Raw genomic sequence first — 1729 nt, 5'->3', positions numbered from 1 at the left:
GGAGCACCGGCCGGAGCACCGGCCGGAGCACCGGCCGGAGCACCGGCCGGAGCACGGAACGCCGAGCGCGGCTGGGCCGGGGCGCTGATCGGGCTGGCCGCGGCGCTCCAGCCCGCGGTGCTGCTCTTCGTGCCGCTGCTCTGGCTCACCGGCAGACGCGCCGCCGCGATCGGTGCCGGGGGCGCCTTCGCCGGCTGCACGCTGAGCGCCTGGATCGTGCTGCCGCACGACTCCTGGGCCTACTGGCTGCACCACCTCGCCGGCGCCGGGCTCGGCGCGCCGTCCGACGCGCTCGCCAACCAGTCGCTGCACGGCGCCCTGCTCCGCCTCGGTCTGCACGGGCCCGCGGAGGTGGTGGTGTGGGCGGCCCTCGCGGCCGGCGTCTCCTGGCTCGCGCTGCGCCGGGCGGTCACCTACACCCGCGACGGGCAGCCGCTGCTGGCCGCCGCGCTCACCGGCTGCGCCGTGGTCGCCGCCTCGCCGACCGCCTGGCAGCACCAGCAGCTCTGGATCCTGCTCGCCGCCGTCGGCCGGGTGGGGCGGCGCAGCGGCGACCGGCTGGTGTGGCCGGTGTTCGTCGTCCTCGCGATGTCGCTGGAGGGCGGGGCGCTGATGCCGAACATGCCGGTGCTCTCCGTGCTCGGCGACAACCTCCCGCTGTGTGTGGCGCTCCTCGCCGCCTGCGTGGTCCCGTTCCTCTCCCGGCGCGCCGGTTCCTGGGCCCGGCCGGAGCCGTCCGGCCTGCTGCGCCGCCCCAACGTGCTGCTGGAGCTGCTGCTGATCCGCGCCGGCTACTGGGCGTACTCCTGGGTCCGCGGCCACGCCCCGGACGCCCGCCATGTCGCCGAGGAACACGGCCGCCAGGTGCTGGAGGCGGAGGCGCTGCTGCGCCTCGACTGGGAGCACGCGCTGAACCGCCTCACGGCCCGCACACCCTGGCTGGAGACGGCGTGCGACGTCTACTACCAGACGTTCCACTTCCTGGTGCCCCTCAGCCTGCTCGCGCTGCTCTACCTGCGCCGCCCGGCGGACTACCGCCGGGAGCGTGCCGCGCTGAGCTTCGCCACGCTGCTGGGGCTGGTCGGCTTCTGGCTCTATCCGCTGGCGCCGCCCCGGCTGATGCCGGGCCTGGGCTACATCGACACCGCGCACGGCCCGCAGGACCTCAGCGACCCGGACTTCGGTGCGCTCACCGAACTCTCCAACCAGTACGCGGCGATGCCCTCACTGCACGTCGGCTGGTCGCTGTGGTGCGGGGTGGTGGTGTGGCGGGTGACGCGTGACCGGCGGCTGCGCGCGCTCGGCGCGGCGTACCCGCTGCTCACCACGTTCGTGGTGATGGCGACGGCCAACCACTACCTGCTGGACGCGGCCGGCGGTGTCGCGGTGGTGGCGGCGGGCTACGGGCTGCAGCGCCTCTTCTTCCGCCTCCGCGGGGAGGGCGGCTCCGCCGCCGGAGAACCGGTACCGCGCGTGCCGGCGCAGGCGGACCGCCGCACGGTCCCCCCGGCCGCAGCCGCGCCCGAGCCCTCCGGCCCCGGCGAGATCCCCGCCGGGACCGGCGTACCTCCGGGCCCCCGCGCGGCCCCCGGCGAGGAGGCCCCCGCCCGGCGGTAGGGCCGGCCGCGGCCGGCGGGCACGGAGGCGGGCCGCGCCGCTGCGCGGCCCGGCCTGCGCGCGGTCCCGGGGACATGGGCGCGGCCGGGCCCTGCCGCGTCACCCGCGGCGG

Annotated in this window: 1 protein-coding gene; it reads left to right on the top strand. The window is 77.5% G+C overall.

Annotated elements, in window-relative coordinates; genetic code table 11:
- On the top strand, positions 1-1617 hold a 1617-nt coding region (locus tag HOY81_RS26970), incomplete at its 5' end, for a phosphatase PAP2 family protein (RefSeq protein WP_237323331.1).
- Positions 1618-1729 lie beyond the last annotated feature (112 nt).

Origin of the sequence: Streptomyces sp. JJ36, from assembly GCF_021696945.1 — a bacterium.
Lineage (GTDB): Bacteria > Actinomycetota > Actinomycetes > Streptomycetales > Streptomycetaceae > Streptomyces.
Note: the sequence above shows the minus strand (reverse complement) of the source record. Positions and strands in the feature narration are given on the sequence as shown.